Genomic DNA, 15,294 nt, shown 5'->3' with positions numbered 1-15,294 from the left:
AAGAGAATTAAGCCAAGCTATAACACAAGCTTAATAATCTTAAATTCTACACAAAGGCTTAATTCTCTTAATGCCTTAATGGTAAAATAAAAAAACATGGCTGAAAAAACAATCAGAATTGGAACTCGTGACAGCGAATTAGCACTTTGGCAAGCACATACTGTCGAAAAGAAATTAAACGATTTAGGTTATAAAACTGAAATTGTTGCTGTAAAATCTACGGGCGATATTATTCTGGACAAACCGCTGTACGAACTCGGAATTACCGGAATTTTCACAAAAACCTTAGACATTGCCATGATCAATGGAGACATTGATATCGCAGTGCATTCTATGAAGGATGTTCCAACAGCTTTGCCAAAAGGAATTGTTCAGGCTGCTGTATTAGAAAGAGCAAATGTTTTAGATATTTTGGTCCATAAAGGAAACTCTGATTTTGGAGATAAACCAAGTACAATTGCAACAGGAAGCTTACGCCGACAAGCGCAATGGTTCAATAAATACCCAAACCATACAGTTGTTGATTTACGCGGAAACGTAAATACACGTATGCAAAAATTGCAAGATAACGATTGGGATGGAGCTGTTTTTGCGGCTGCAGGTTTGGAACGAATTAACTTAAAACCTGAAAATTACATCAATTTAGACTGGATGATTCCCGCACCGGCACAAGGAGCAATGCTTGTTGTGGCAATGGAAAATGACAATTATACCCTTGATGCACTTTCACAGTTAAATCATATCGAAACTGAAATTTGTACTTATATCGAACGTCAGTTTTTAAGAACACTTGAAGGTGGCTGTACAGCACCAATTGGGGCTTTAGTAACCTATAACGAAGATGAAGACACTTTGCATTTTCAAGGTGTTTTACTTTCTATCGACGGAAAACAAAAATTAGAAATCAACAAAACAGTTGATATTTCAGAATGGAAGAAATTAGGTTTCCATTCGGCGCAGGAGATTTTAAACAATGGCGGAACGGAGTTAATGCAAAAGATTAAAGAATCCCTGAAAAAATAATGGCAAAATCAATCCAGATATTATCTACTAAAATATTATCTCCTCTTCAAAAACAAGAGTTGACAAAAGCCGGTTTAGAACTAATTGAAGCCGATTTTATCAAAACCGAAAACAAACCTTTCGAACTTAAAAACCTCAACGAAAGTTTGATTTTCACCAGTCAAAATGCGGTTCACAGCGTTTTATCCCATCCAAAATCTGAAGAGCTTAAAAGTAAGAACGTGTATTGCGTTGGGTTAAAAACCAAAATTCTTTTATCTGAGAATGGCTTTAATGTGATTGCTTACACGGGATATGCTTCGGATTTAGCCGAAATTATCACTTTAATTTATCGTAATGAAAGCTATACTTTTTTCAGCGGAAATCTTAGAAGAGATACGCTGCCAAATGCTTTAAAGGAAGCCGGAATAAAACTCAACGAAATTCAGGTTTACGACACCTCATTACAACCACAAAAAATAAAAGCAAATCCAGAAGCTATTTTGTTTTTTAGTCCTTCTGGCGTTGAAAGTTATCTGAAAGACAATACTATAAATAAGCAACTTTGTTTCTGTATTGGCGAAACCACTGCAGAAGCTTTACATAAGATTACCAAAAACATCATTATTGCGGACCAGCCAACAGTTGAAGACGTGATCGAAGATGTTTTACAAGAATACAAATAGCAATACGCTTTAGGCTGTAAGCCATAAGCAAAAAATATAGACAAACACCGCTTAAAGCCTAAAGCTTAAAGCCTAAAGCAAGAAAGAACAATGTTAAAAAACGACCTATTTTTAAAAGCATTAAAAGGAGAAACAGTTCAGCGTCCGCCAGTATGGATGATGCGTCAGGCAGGAAGATATTTACCTGAATTTAGAGCACTTCGTGATAAATATGATTTTTTTACGCGTTGTGAAACTCCTGAATTAGCAGCCGAGATTACCGTACAGCCTATTCGCAGAATTGCTCCCGATGCAGCAATTTTATTCTCGGATATTTTGGTAGTTCCTCGTGCAATGGGAATTCACGTAGAACTAAAAGACAATTTGGGACCAATAATTCCAAATCCGATTCGTTCTTTGGCAGATGTTCACAAAGTTTTTGTTCCAGACGTTAATGAAACTTTAGGTTATGTTTTTGATGCTGTGAAATTGACTAAGGAAATGTTGAACGACGAAGTACCTTTAATTGGTTTCGCTGGTTCGCCTTGGACAATCTTCTGTTATGCTGTTGAAGGAAAAGGTTCTAAAAGTTTTGATACTGCTAAAGGTTTCTGTTTTTCAAATCCTGCTGCTGCACATACTTTATTACAAAAAATCACTGATACCACGATTTTATACTTAAAAGAAAAAGTAAAATCGGGAGTAAATGCTGTTCAGATTTTTGATTCTTGGGGAGGAATGCTTTCTCCGGTTGATTATCAGGAATTTTCATGGAAATACATCAACCAGATTGTTGATGCTTTAGCAGATATTACACCAGTTATTGTTTTCGGAAAAGGGTGTTGGTTCGCTCTTGGTGAAATGGGCAAAAGTAAAGCTTCTGCATTAGGAGTTGACTGGACTTGTTCGGCTAGAAATGCCCGTTATTTGTCTGGTGGAAATATTACATTACAAGGAAATTTTGATCCGTCAAGATTGCTTTCTCCAATTCCGACTATCAAGAAAATGGTTCACGAAATGATCGACGAGTTCGGAAAAGATAAATATATTGTAAATTTAGGCCACGGTATTTTACCAAATATTCCTGTAGATCACGCAAAAGCGTTTATTGACGCAGTGAAGGAATACGGACAATAGTAGTTGATAGTTTATGGTTGATAGTTGTTGAATAATCATATCATCAACCATAAACTAACAACCAACAACTCAAAATATGCTGGCAAACCTAAACTTTAACAGAAACACACCTTTTTCATTTATTGAATATGGATTTCAGGCGTATTATGCGTCTCTGTTTTTGATGGTTTGGATCCATCCGGAGCAATACAATGTTACTTTAATAAACGACTTAGCTGTTTTAATGGTTTTCGAATTTATTATGGTGCATTCGGGCGTTTTTATGGCAGTTATGCCTAAAAAAATATCGCTTTTTGTGTTTTTCCCGTTATATGGGTTATTTGCTTATAGTTTTAATCATTCTGTAATTAATGCAAATATTTTTTATATTTATTTGCTAACGGTTTTAAACCGAATGCGATTTGCTTTTTCTGATGTCAGCCTTGAAGTACGGGCAATACAAATAGGAAAATCTGTTGCCAAAGCTATATTTTATTTCTTTTTGATGTTTGCAGTAGCATTAGGAAATGACATTATTCCCAAACTAGGATTAACAGATCATTATTTAGAAAAATCTAATTATTTTGGAACTGTTAAATCAAGTGGGTTATTTATCGAAAAACCGTATGTTCCAATATGCATGGGTTTCATCTATTATGCATTACCGGTTTTGTATTTCATTTATAGGATGATTAAAAACATCGGCAATAAAAATACCGATAACACTTTGCAGGGAGAAAAATTAATATTTAGCCGATCCATTACAACATATAATCAGAAATTCAGATCTGATAAAATATAAGAAAAAATGCTAAACAAAGGACTTAGAGATGAAGAAAGTATCAGAATAGAGAATACTCTCAAAACTTTGCATGCCCTTGTTTTTGTTCCAAAATTCTGGAATGCCGAAGACACAAGTCTTATCGATGAACAATTAAAAAGCTTTGGCTTAAGCCTGGAAAGAACAATTGAAATTCCCGAAGAAGAACTGATTCTTATTTTGCAACAGTGCCATTTAGACTGGAATCAACAAGAACTGTTCGCTGATATTTTGGTTGGTTTATCTAAAGAAAGTCAATTCAATTTTTTAGGAAAAGCACTTGCCATTTACCAATATATTCAACAGGGAAGCAAGGTTTTTTCTTTTGGAATAAACATTAAAATTGCTTCACTCAAAGCATAATAATACTACAATGAAAGATAAATTTTACGCCTACATTCAACAATTACAAGACCAAATCTGCGCTGGATTAGAAGCTGTTGACGGAACTGCAAAATTCCGTGAAGATCTTTGGAAACGTCCTGAAGGCGGAGGCGGAAGAACACGCGTTATTGAAAATGGAAATGTTTTCGAAAAAGGCGGTGTCAACATTTCAGCCGTTCATGGTAAACTTCCTGAAACAATGCAGAAGATGTTTGGTGTAGGCGAAGCTGATTTTTTTGCCTGCGGATTAAGTTTGGTTTTACATCCTAAAAACCCAATGGTTCCTACTGTACATGCTAATTGGCGTTATTTTGAAATGTATGATACTTCGACTTCGCTCAGTACAGGTCCTGGAAAGGTAATCAATCAATGGTTTGGTGGCGGACAGGATTTAACGCCTTATTATTTGTTTGAAGAAGATGCCAAACATTTTCATCAAACCTGCAAAACAGCCTGCGACAAACACAATCCGGAGTTTTATTCAAAATATAAAAAACAATGTGACGCTTATTTCTGGAATGCACATAGAAATGAAGCACGCGGACTTGGCGGTTTATTCTTTGATTACTGCAAAGCAAATGAACAAATGTCAATGGAAAACTGGTACGATTTTGTAACCGAAGTGGGTAATAGTTTCCTTGAAGCGTATGTTCCTATTGTAGAAAGAAGAAAAAATTTATCTTATTCTCCGGAAAACAGAACCTGGCAGGAAATTCGTCGTGGTCGTTATGTCGAATTTAATCTCGTTCACGATAAAGGAACCTTATTCGGTTTAAAAACCAACGGGAGAATTGAAAGTATCCTGATGAGTCTGCCACCGCATGTTCAATGGGTTTATGATCATCATGCTGAACCGGGAAGCGATGAGGAAAAATTGATAAATGTGTTAGAAAATCCAATTGATTGGGTTTAATATTTAGATAAATTCATATCTACCAATTTTATGTCGCTCCTCTGGAGCTTTTGAACACTATCCTATAATTTTGCTATAGATATTTCGCTCCTCTGGAGCTTAAAATCTTTTTCGGCAATTTTCATAGCTATAAATATTCTGCTCCGATGGAGCATTTTAGGATGGAATAATTTAATTCTAAAAAACGAAATATTTATAATATATAAATATTTCATCACCCTGAAACCAACATTGGAGTAAATTTATATTAGCCATTAAAAGCTCCGGAGAAGCATTTTTAGGATGAAATAATTTTATCCTAACAAACGAAATATTTATACTATATAAATATTTCATCACCCTAAAACCAACATTGGAGTAAATTTATATTAGCCATTAAAAGCTCCAGAGAAGCATTTTTAGGATGAAATAATTTAATTCTAAAAAACGAAATATTTATAATATATAAATATTTCATCACCCTAAAACCGACATTGGAGTAAATTTATATTAACTATTAAAAGCTCCAAAGAAGCATTTTTAGGATGAAATAATTTAATCCTAAAAAACGAAATATTTATAATATATAAATATTTCATCACCCTAAAACCGACATCGGGGTAAATTCTATTAGCCATTAAAAGCTCCAGAGAAGCATTTTTAGGATGAAATAATTTAATTCTAAAAAACGAAATATTTATAATATATAAATATTTCATCACCCTTAAAACTGACATCGGGGTAAATCTATATTAGCTATTAAAAGCTCCAGAGGAGCGAAATATCTATAGCAAAATTTATCCCCAAACATAAAGCCCCAGCGGGGCGACATATTTTTATTCAATGAGGATATATTTATTTTACAAAAAAAGAAATATTTACCTTACAAATTAAAGTTTATTAATTAGATTTACAACTAATAAACTTTAATTAAATCATGGCAAACACTTATTCGCAGCTATATATCCAAATTATTTTTGCTGTAAAGGGAAGACAAAACTTAATTTCCAAAAACAACAAAGACGAAATTTATAAATATATCACGGGAATAATTACCAATCAGAAACAAAAACTGATTGCAATTAACGGAATGCCAGATCATATTCATATCTTAGTTGGTATAAAACCAGATATATCATTATCAGATTTAGTAAGAGATATTAAATCAAGTACATCCAAATTTATAAATGAACAAAAATGGATCAATGGAAAATTTGAATGGCAAACAGGGTTTGGCGCTTTTTCGTATGGACATTCACAATTGACCAATATTATAAAATATATCGAGAATCAGGAGGAACATCATAAAACAAAAACATTCAAAGAAGAATATATTCAATTTCTTCAATTATTTAATGTTGATTTTAAAAATGAATATGTTTTTGAAGAAGCCTAATTATATACTGCTTTACTGGAGCTTTAAATCTTTTTCGGTAATTCAATTGCTATAAATGTTTTGCTTCTCGGGAACACTATAAAACTGATTGTATAGATGAATTTAAGATTAATCGGCATAGTATTTTTGAATAGCATTTTTGGGTGTTTTGCTCAAAATGATTCATTACGAAATTCTTATTTTAAATCATATGATGACAAAATTACTGCCAGTGTTTATTATTTAGACACATCGAATAGTTTTCAGATTGCTTCGGGCGTCCAGGAGCCAAAAATATTTGTAAATCTTATTCCGAATCGAAGAGAACAGATTGGTTTTAATTTGAATTATAAAATCATTGATATTTCTCTTGGTTTCGCACCAAAATTTCTGAGCGGAAACAAAGGTGATTCTCATTCCAAGCATTTTAATTTCAATACCCGTTTTTATTATAAAAAATGGATGCAGTCGTTCACTTACATTAATCAAAAAGGATTTTACATCAGTGATGACAATATAACGGCACAACTGCCCAATATGCGTACGATGAAAATTGGCGGTTCGACTGCTTATGTTTTCAATGATAAATTCTCTTTTAAAACATTGGTAAGTCAAAACGAATGGCAGACCAAGAGTTCCGGAAGTTTTATTCCGACTTTCTCCTTTTATTACACCAATTTAGACTTAAACACTCCCGATTCATCTCCCGGAGATATTTATGTGTTTACTTTGGCGCCTTCTTACTTTTATAATTTTGTAATCAGTGACCGGGTTTTAATTGGAGCAGGAATCGCTTTGGGTGTTGGAGTTAACGATGTCGATGGAGATACATCTGCCTTATATCAGGCAGATTTCAATTTAAAATTAGCTTACAATAAAGATCGTTTCTTTGCTTTTGCAAGTCTTAATACCGTGAGTTTTGCTCAGGATGACAAAGTCGATCCAAGACTGAACGACAATATTGCCACTTTAAAATTTTCTATAGGCTATCGATTTGATCCTCCAAAAAAAGTAAAACAAGTCTATGACAAGGTCAATGAGAAAATCAAACTATGATAAATCTAAATCCTCACCATCGATAAGTTCTAAAAAATGCTTAAATTAACAGGGATTTATACAACCTAAAAAACCATTATTATGGGAAATGTAAACTTGAAACAATTAGATAGAATGCAATCCGGTAAAGGATTTATAGCCGCTTTAGATCAAAGTGGCGGAAGTACTCCAAAAGCATTGGCACAATATGGTATACAGGAAAACAGTTTCTCAAATGACGAGGAAATGTATACTCTTGTACACGAAATGAGAACCCGAATTATTAAAAGTCCTGCATTTGACAGCACATATATACTAGGTGCTATTTTGTTTGAAAATACAATGGACCGTAAAATTGACGGACAATGGACTGCCGATTATTTGTGGGAGAAGAAAAACATTGTCCCTTTTTTGAAGGTTGACAAAGGACTGGCTGATCTTGCAAATGGTGTACAGCTGATGAAACCTATTTCTAATTTAGACGAATTGTTATCACGAGCTGTGGAACGAAATATTTTTGGTACCAAAATGCGTTCTGTAATTAAAGAGGCAAATACGACTGGAATTCGTGAGGTTGTTGAGCAGCAGTTTGCAATTGGTAAACAAATCTTCGAAAAAGGACTTATTCCCATTATTGAACCTGAAGTTGATATTTACAGCGCTGATAAAGAAAAATCAGAAGAAATTCTAAAACAAGAAATCGTAAAACAGCTTAATGCATTAGACAAAGATGTAAAAGTAATGTTGAAATTATCCATTCCATCAGTAAATGACTTTTACAAAGATTTAATGTCTGATCCACATGTGGTGCGTGTTGTAGCGTTATCTGGTGGATATTCCAGAGAGGAAGCCAATGATAAACTGGCACAAAATCACGGATTAATCGCAAGTTTTTCAAGAGCCTTGTCTGAAGGACTCACTGCTGGTCAGTCTGATGATGCGTTTAATGCTGTATTGGGAACCACAATAAAAGCTATTTATGAAGCCTCGATCAAATAACAAATGAGGTTGTATCATATAAAAAAATCCCCGAAAATAGAAACTTTCGGGGATTTGTATTTTATGATTTATTGTTATTTCGCCGTTAATTCTTCGGCTAAATCCAATGTTTGCAAAATGATATTCTTATCAGATTTTAAAGCATTTAATTTAAATCCGAAGATCAGTTTATTGTTTATCATTTTTTTAGGCGATTCGAATGTAATGTCTGAAAACTGCTCCGAAAGTCTTTGTAAACTTTTTACTTCTGATGGTTTTGCCTCTCCGGATTTGCTGTATGCATTTATCAACTCCGCAATACTCAATTTTCCGAACATATAATTTTTCTTTAAATCTCTTTTGGCTTCATTCGCAAATGTTCCGTTTCCAGCATTAAAATAGTCCAGAGTATTAGCTATTACCACAACATCTTTGTCTTTTTTGATAAAAACATCGCCATATTCTTTCGTTCCGGTAATGATGTAATAATTGTCTTTTTGCACCAGTACTTTTTTACGAACTCCTAATTGTAAAAGTTTGTCTCCAAAAGTAGGATGGGTCGAGGTAAAAATCACAGAAAACAACGGAACTGATTTCTTTACTTTTTTATCGGTTACCACTTCTTCATAGTTTTCTCCATATTCATACGATTTGGTCATTACTTCAATATCTTTAAAACCGCATAAAAAGGCGCTTAAATCGCCATCAAAAAGTGTGGCCGTTGCTTCTTCATCGACTATAGTCGAAATCAGATCAGTTATAATCGAAATATCTTCTTTTAAGAGTTTTGGACTCTGAAACACATCAGCAGTCAATGACGGGAAATTTTCAAGAGCTGCTTTGGTATTGAGATGATATGACATATAACCTAACGGATTCTGAGCAGGGAAATAATGAAACACATTCTTGTTTATTTTTCTGTTTGTGATTTTACCCACAACTTCTGCCAACTGCTCTGAGTACTCAAAAACTTCTTCAATACGTGCGTTGTTATTGTCAAAATAAAAATCCAGATTGAGGCCTTTTATAAAATTTCCGAAGTTTTTCTGCATAGGCAAAAATTTATCATAACCACCAAATATTGCCATCGGATAACTATAGGCAGAATATAAACTTGTCATTGCAGCACTGTAATTTATCCATGACGATATATCAGCGTTTGCATTTATCTTTTCTGAGCCTGGAGCAGTAAAACCATTTTCGAATAATGTTTTTATGATACGATCAAGTTTTTCGGCTTGTTCGCGATCAAAAGTAGCCTGCTCAATAGTATATTCAGCGTTGGGTACAGCATCATATGGCACCGGAACTTCTTCTGTTGCTATTGGAGCTTCAATTGTGGTCGAAGATTTCTTCACTTTTGATTCTTCACCAGACATTGGCGTATCCAATTTTTGAGGTGCTTCTACGGCTTCTTCTTTATAAATTTCGTTAATATCAATAGAATCATTTAAAGTCTGAGAGCGCTTATCCGTATAAAAAACTGAAGGAAGCCTTTGCGTTAGTTCGAAAATTACCAGATAATTATCGTTCCATCCTATTGCTTTATTTTTGCCGTTTGTTTTTAAAACAGAATATGATCCTAAATCCTGAATTGTATTAGTTTTAGGCGAATCTTTTTTTGTGATGAGTTCTTGTGTCAAAAACTGCTTCACAGCTTCTCTGTTTTTTATCGGAATCGTAACCTGATAGTACGGAATACTGTCTGAGAATTTTCCGTGTATGGTGATTTTTTGATCTAATCGAATCAACGAGGTATATTTGGTAAAATCAAGATCAGGCTTTTTACTGCTGTACTTTGTTACGATTGGATGATTCAATATCTCGGCAATACTTACTTTTTTAGAAAGTTGATTTCCGTTAAACTGAACAAAATAATCGTATTGATTTTGATTTTGGCCAAATGTCAAATAGGTAGCGAATAAAAAAATGAAAGTATAAAACTGCTTCATAAATCAGGGCGTTAATTGGATTGTATTATTCATTAAAGTCGATTTTTTAAGTACGCTGTACATACTTTGTTTTAAAAAAACGGTCTTTTTGTTTTTTGAGATTTTACTGTTTGGATTCTCTACCGACACTACATCATTATCAAAAGTATAAATCGCAATAATGCTGGCTTCTTCAAGATCTTTCTTTTTCTTTGGGTCTTTTACCACTTTTTCAGGTACGGGATAAGATGCTATTCTTTCGAAATTTTTAGCATTACTGCTAAAGTGAATCTGATCGCGCTGATTGTTTATGGTATTAACAACGGCATTCAGGGCTTTTAGATTGGCATAATTGAGTTTGATAATAAAGATATAACTGTCAAAATCTGTTTTGGTCGTTACATTAGAGATTCCGTCAATTTTGGAAGCTTTCGACTTAAAATCTTCTAATTTTTGAGAAATTTCCTGTTCGTTTGGAATTTTTACGCCATCGACTTCTTCGAGAAAAATTGCGGATTTTGTTTTAAACCATGATTTAGAAAAATCGATCATCAATGTATATTCACCACTTTGATCGTCATGGTGTTTGATTCTTTCTGTTATCTCAAAACAACTCGTTAAGAGTAAACAGCAACATAAAGCAAGAATTTTCTTCATCCCGCAAATTTATACGGAAATATTTTAAAAACCTATGACCATGATTTACTAAAAATAAAATCTGCCAAAACATCAAATTTTTAGATAATATTAACGGATTCTACTCTATGCTAACCTCCTTATTCTGTTGATTTTTCTTTAACTTTGCAACACTTATTAAAAAGTGGAATAATCTTCAAAAAAACAAAAAATAACTACTTTTTTAGAAACAGGAATTAATCAATCTGTATTTCAAAAAAATCAGATTAAAATTCTGAAATCTAAAATTTAAAATTTAAAATTATATGTTCCCATTACAAAGAAATCGTCGTTTGAGAACTAATGAATCTATTCGTTCTTTAGTTCGTGAAACCAGTTTAAGTCCACAGGATTTTATGCTTCCTATGTTTGTTGCTGAAGGAAAAGATATAAAATCAGCTATTCCTTCTATGCCGGGAATCTACCGTCATTCATTAGATAATACAATTAAAGAAGTAAAAGAGGCCTGGGATTTAGGAATCAAAGCGGTGAATATCTATGTAAAAGTAAGTGACAACTTAAAAGACAATAAAGGAACTGAAGCCTGGAACAAAGATGGTTTGATGCAGCAGACAATTCGTGCGATTAAAGATGCTGTTCCGGAAATGATTGTTATGCCGGATGTGGCTTTAGATCCGTATTCAATTTACGGACATGACGGAATTATCGAAAACGGTCAATTGATCAATGATGCAACGGTTGATGCTTTAACCAGAATGAGTTTAAGTCACGCCGAAGCCGGAGCTGATTTTGTAGCTCCTAGTGATATGATGGACGGACGTGTTCTCTCTATCAGAAAAGCATTAGAAGAGAACGGACATCACAATGTGGGAATCATGAGTTATAGTGCAAAATATGCTTCGGCATTTTACGGGCCTTTCCGCGATGCTTTGGATTCTGCTCCGGTAGATTCTCAAAATATCCCAAAAGACAAGAAAACTTATCAAATGGATTATGCTAACAGAATTGAAGGAATTCGTGAAGCATTATTAGATGTTGAAGAAGGTGCAGATATCGTTATGGTAAAACCGGGAATTGCTTATTTAGACATTGTTCGTGAGGTAAAAAATGCTGTTCATGTTCCTGTTGCAGTTTATCAGGTATCTGGTGAGTACGCTATGGTAAAGGCCGCAGCCGAAAGAGGATGGTTAGATCATGACAAAATCATGATAGAGCAACTTTATTGCATTAAGCGTGCTGGTGCCAGTATTATCTCAACTTATTTTGCTAAAGAAGCGGCAGTAATTTTAAACAAATAACATGAAAAAACTACTATTTTTATCTGCTGTTTTAGCATTGACATCGTGTAAAAAAGAAGCAACTGAAACTCCGGTTCAGGATCAGACAGAAACATATTCTGAAGGACATTCGGCAGAAGCCAAAACTCCGGAAGCTTTAGGAAAACAAATTTTTGAAGGTCAGGGAAATTGTGTTTCCTGTCATCAGCCGGATCAAAAAGTAATTGGACCAAGTCTTCAGGAAATTGCTAAAACGTATAAAGACAAAAAAGGTGATATTGTAACATTCTTAAAAGGAAATGCAGAACCTATTGTCGATCCAAGTCAGTTTGCGGTTATGAAGACTAATTTTCCGATTACACAGGCCATGTCTGATGAGGAACTAAAAGCAATTGAAACTTACATTTACAGTCATCTGAAATAATGATCAACGTTTTGTTTTATTGCTGACATACTGCTGTCACCGCTACGGTTTAAATTTGTGGCTTAATAACTAATTTTTTAAAGATGAGCATTCAAAAATTTAATGTAATTGGGATTTCGGTACGAACCACAAATGAAAACGGACAATCAGGACAAGATATTCCGGCACTTTGGAACAAGTTTATGTCTGAAGGGATTGCTGAACAAATCCCGAATAAGGCAAGTGACGCTATTTATTGTATTTATACAGATTACGAAAAAGATCACACACGTCCTTATACAACAATTTTAGGCTGTGTAGTGGAAACTTTAAATGTTATTCCGGAAGGAATGATTGCAAAAACAGTTTCTGGTGTTCATTATAAAAAATTTACAGCCAAAGGCAATCTTAAAGAAGGTGCAGTTTTTAATGAATGGGTAAGAATCTGGAATTCTGACTTAGACAGAATCTATACCGAAGATTTTGAGATTTACGGAGAGGGCGCTCAAAACCCAGAAGATGGAGAAGTTGATATTTACATTGCTATTAAATAATACCTATAAACAAAAACGGCGCTAAAATTAGCGCCGTTTTTTATGGTTTTTATATTACCAGATTTTAACTCTCTTTGCAGGATCAAGATACATCTTATCCCCTTTTTTAATGTCGAAAGCCTGATAAAAAGCATCTACGTTCTGGATTGGCACAACTGCTCTGTACATTCCCGGAGAATGCGGATCAGTTTTAACCTGACTCTTAATTGCTTCATCTCTGGATTTTGTTCTCCAAACAGTAGCCCATGAAATAAAGAAACGTTGTTCCGGAGTAAATCCGTCAATTAAACCAGGGTTTCCGTTTGCTTTTAAGTACAATTGTAATCCGTCGTAAGCAGCGTTGATTCCGCCTAAATCTCCAATGTTTTCTCCTAAAGTAAATTTACCGTCTACGTGAATTCCAGGTAGAGGCTCTAAAGCGCTGTATTGATCTGCTAAAGCAGTTCCAAGAGCTGTAAATTGTTTTAAATCTTCAGGTGTCCACCAGTCAACAAGGTTACCATCTGCATTGTAACGTGCTCCTGAATCATCAAAACCATGAGAAATTTCGTGACCAATTACAGCACCAATTCCACCATAATTAACGGCTTCGTCAGCCTGATAATTATAGAAAGGAGGTTGTAAGATGGCTGCAGGGAATACAATTTCGTTATAAGAAGGGTTGAAATAAGCATTAACCGTTTGCGGAGACATTCCCCACTCTGTTTTATCAACTGGTTTACCCAATTTAGCTAAATTTTCTGCATAAGCCCATTTTGATATGTTTTTCATGTTTTCAAAATAGGTTCCGCCTTCGTTAACATTTTTAAGTTCTAATTTAGAATAGTCTTTCCATTTATCAGGATATCCGATTTTAATGGTTAGTTTCTTTAATTTTTCGATTGCTTTTGTTTTAGTTGAAGCAGACATCCAAGGCAAAGCATTGATTCTGTTTTCGTAAGCCAACATTACATTCGCAATCATTTTCTTTGCTTTATCTTTTGCTTCAGCAGGGAATAATTTCTCTACATACAATTTTCCTAAAGCTTCTCCGGTTGCACCGTTGATCACCTGTAATGCTACTTCTTCACGCGGACGTTGTTTTAAAGCACCAGTAAGTGTTTTTCCGTAGAAATCGAAATTAGCATTTTCGATATCAGTTGTTAAAGTTGAAGCAGTTCTGTTTAATAATGACCATTTCAAATATTCTTTCCATGCTTCTACTTTCTTTTCATTTAAAGTTTTTTCTAAAGCAATCATGTAACGTGGCTGCGCTACATTTACAGAATCCAGTTTCATCATTCCGATTCCGGTGAAATATTTCTCCCATTGAATCGAAGGTGTATTTTTCTTTAAATCAGCTATAGCTGTTGGGTTGTATTGTTTTCTGCGGTCTCTTCTTTCAACACGGTCTAATCTTGGAGCAGACAATTCGATCTCTAAAGCTAAGATTTGTTTTGCACTTTCTTTTGCTTTTGCAGGAGACTCGCCAATATACTGTAACATTCTAGCAACGTGTACTTCGTATTTTTCACGTTTTTCTTTTGAATCTTTATCATCAGAGTTGTAGTAATCTTTATCAGATAATCCTAAACCTCCCGGTCCTAAGTTTACAGTGTTTTTGTTACTGTTTTTAGCATCAGCTCCAACATATACTCCAAAGAAACCAATACCACCCTGAGGTTGCATTTCGATAAAGAAATTTTGCAAATCAGTTACGTTTTTAATCGCATCGATTTTCTTTAAATAAGGCTGAAGTTGTGTAATACCTCTTTTATTACGTCCTACAGTATCCATGATTGTATTAAATAAAGCAATTGCTTTACCCTGATCTGTATTCGATTTGTACTTAGGATCTTTTGATGCTTCTTTTAAGATAGCAAGTGCATCGTTATCAGTCTTTTGACGTAGTTCATTGAAACTTCCCCATGCATTTCTGTCACTTGGAATTTCTGTTTTGTCTAACCAGGTTCCGTTTACATAACGAAAAAAGTCTTCTTTTGGACTAACCTTTGGATCCATATTGGAAAGGTTAATTCCCGGTTCTTTCTTTTTTGCATCTTGTGCCTGAACTGCAGCAACACTAATCATTGCAGAAACAACACAAAACATTGGTTTTCTTAGTTGTTTAATCATTTTTATTTATAGTTTTTAGTATATCCACAAACATATTGCAATTATTTCAAACTGTGTGTTAAATTTATCAAATAATTAACTGCAAGAAAAACAACATTTATTTTAACCAAA

Annotated in this window: 15 protein-coding genes; 12 read left to right on the top strand and 3 right to left on the bottom strand. The window is 34.2% G+C overall.

Going from position 1 to position 15,294, the window contains the following annotated elements:
* The first annotated feature begins 96 nt into the window (after positions 1 to 96).
* The 9 genes from hemC (at position 97) to A4F88_RS06750 (ending at position 8,288) form a co-directional block, all read left to right on the top strand.
* Positions 97 to 1,023 (top strand): hydroxymethylbilane synthase, encoded by a 927-nt coding sequence (gene hemC / locus A4F88_RS06790; RefSeq protein WP_068841827.1) that lies wholly within the window; start codon positions 97 to 99, stop codon positions 1,021 to 1,023.
* Positions 1,023 to 1,688 carry a uroporphyrinogen-III synthase gene (locus A4F88_RS06785; protein WP_068841826.1) on the top strand — a complete coding sequence of 222 codons (666 nt, stop codon included), beginning with the start codon at positions 1,023 to 1,025 and terminating at the stop codon, positions 1,686 to 1,688. The genes hemC and A4F88_RS06785 overlap by 1 nt, the downstream gene beginning before the upstream one ends.
* Before the next feature lie 90 nt (positions 1,689 to 1,778).
* Positions 1,779 to 2,804, top strand: a complete 1,026-nt coding sequence (hemE, locus tag A4F88_RS06780; protein WP_068841825.1) for a uroporphyrinogen decarboxylase — start codon at positions 1,779 to 1,781, stop codon at positions 2,802 to 2,804.
* Between the two features lie 76 nt (positions 2,805 to 2,880).
* The gene (locus A4F88_RS06775) at positions 2,881 to 3,585 is read left to right on the top strand and encodes a hypothetical protein (protein ID WP_068841824.1); all 705 of its coding nucleotides are present in this window, start codon (positions 2,881 to 2,883) and stop codon (positions 3,583 to 3,585) included.
* A 6-nt stretch (positions 3,586 to 3,591) separates the two neighbouring features.
* On the top strand, positions 3,592 to 3,966 hold the full coding sequence (locus A4F88_RS06770; protein ID WP_068841823.1) for a hypothetical protein: 375 nt from the start codon (positions 3,592 to 3,594) through the stop codon (positions 3,964 to 3,966).
* A gap of 10 nt (positions 3,967 to 3,976) precedes the next feature.
* Complete coding sequence (gene hemF, locus A4F88_RS06765) at positions 3,977 to 4,900, top strand: oxygen-dependent coproporphyrinogen oxidase (protein ID WP_068841822.1); 924 nt, start codon at positions 3,977 to 3,979, stop codon at positions 4,898 to 4,900.
* 916 nt (positions 4,901 to 5,816) lie between these two features.
* A complete protein-coding gene (tnpA, locus tag A4F88_RS06760; RefSeq protein ID WP_068841821.1) occupies positions 5,817 to 6,275 on the top strand; it encodes an IS200/IS605 family transposase in 459 nt (152 codons plus the stop codon).
* Positions 6,276 to 6,371: 96 nt separating this feature from the next.
* A complete protein-coding gene (locus A4F88_RS06755; protein WP_068841820.1) occupies positions 6,372 to 7,310 on the top strand; it encodes a DUF4421 family protein in 939 nt (312 codons plus the stop codon).
* Positions 7,311 to 7,391: 81 nt separating this feature from the next.
* Positions 7,392 to 8,288, top strand: coding sequence for a fructose bisphosphate aldolase (locus A4F88_RS06750; protein WP_068841819.1), 897 nt, complete (start codon positions 7,392 to 7,394; stop codon positions 8,286 to 8,288).
* Between the two features lie 74 nt (positions 8,289 to 8,362).
* Here the strand turns inward: A4F88_RS06750 and A4F88_RS06745 are convergent, their stop codons facing one another.
* Both A4F88_RS06745 and A4F88_RS06740 read right to left on the bottom strand, forming a co-directional pair.
* Positions 8,363 to 10,219 (bottom strand): hypothetical protein, encoded by a 1,857-nt coding sequence (locus tag A4F88_RS06745; RefSeq protein WP_068841818.1) that lies wholly within the window; start codon positions 10,217 to 10,219, stop codon positions 8,363 to 8,365.
* A gap of 3 nt (positions 10,220 to 10,222) precedes the next feature.
* Positions 10,223 to 10,855, bottom strand: coding sequence for a hypothetical protein (locus A4F88_RS06740; protein ID WP_068841817.1), 633 nt, complete (start codon positions 10,853 to 10,855; stop codon positions 10,223 to 10,225).
* A 284-nt stretch (positions 10,856 to 11,139) separates the two neighbouring features.
* Here A4F88_RS06740 and hemB point away from each other — a divergent pair, with 284 nt between their 5' ends.
* The 3 genes from hemB (at position 11,140) to A4F88_RS06725 (ending at position 13,068) form a co-directional block, all read left to right on the top strand.
* A complete protein-coding gene (hemB, locus tag A4F88_RS06735) occupies positions 11,140 to 12,132 on the top strand; it encodes a porphobilinogen synthase (RefSeq protein WP_068841816.1) in 993 nt (330 codons plus the stop codon).
* Between the two features lies 1 nt (position 12,133).
* The gene (locus A4F88_RS06730; protein WP_068841815.1) at positions 12,134 to 12,535 is read left to right on the top strand and encodes a c-type cytochrome; all 402 of its coding nucleotides are present in this window, start codon (positions 12,134 to 12,136) and stop codon (positions 12,533 to 12,535) included.
* An 83-nt stretch (positions 12,536 to 12,618) separates the two neighbouring features.
* Entirely contained in the window at positions 12,619 to 13,068 is a 450-nt protein-coding gene (locus A4F88_RS06725) for a GyrI-like domain-containing protein (RefSeq protein WP_068841814.1), read from the top strand.
* Between the two features lie 54 nt (positions 13,069 to 13,122).
* On the opposite strand, the gene A4F88_RS06720 is transcribed toward A4F88_RS06725, so the two are convergent.
* The gene (locus A4F88_RS06720; RefSeq protein WP_068841813.1) at positions 13,123 to 15,183 is read right to left on the bottom strand and encodes a M13 family metallopeptidase; all 2,061 of its coding nucleotides are present in this window, start codon (positions 15,181 to 15,183) and stop codon (positions 13,123 to 13,125) included.
* Positions 15,184 to 15,294: the final 111 nt, after the last annotated feature.

Source organism: Flavobacterium chilense, from assembly GCF_001602525.1.
GTDB lineage: Bacteria > Bacteroidota > Bacteroidia > Flavobacteriales > Flavobacteriaceae > Flavobacterium > Flavobacterium chilense.
Note: the sequence above shows the minus strand (reverse complement) of the source record. Positions and strands in the feature narration are given on the sequence as shown.